1 pseudogene is annotated in these 340 nt (G+C 54.4%); it reads right to left on the minus strand.

Features of this window, described 5'->3' with window-relative positions:
- A pseudogene (locus IC37_RS28680) lies at positions 1-340 on the minus strand (IS110 family transposase); the annotation flags it as partial.

Below are 340 nucleotides of genomic sequence, written 5' to 3' on the forward strand. Positions count from 1 at the left end.
AATGTTCGGCTCGCCAATTGCCATGCAAGCTACGGGCGATGGTCGCTTGATCGGCTTTGATGCGTCCGTCTCGAAAAGCAGCGAGCTTTTCTGGATCATGTTGCCCTTGAGCGATAGCCCGCAAAATCTTCAGGCCCGTCACCCCGGTGATGTCGCTGATTACGTTGGCTAACTGGATATTCATCTGGGTCAGGGCTTTTTGCATGCGATTGATTGTCTTGGCCTGATCGCGCACTTTATTCGCCCGCTGACGGACCAGCGAGCGCAACGAACAGATTTGATCCGCAGGGCGAAAGGCTCCGCTGAGCAACCCATAGGTCATCAACTGTCGAATCCACTG

It is taken from the genome of Pseudomonas sp. QTF5 (genome assembly GCF_000512695.2).
GTDB lineage: Bacteria > Pseudomonadota > Gammaproteobacteria > Pseudomonadales > Pseudomonadaceae > Aquipseudomonas.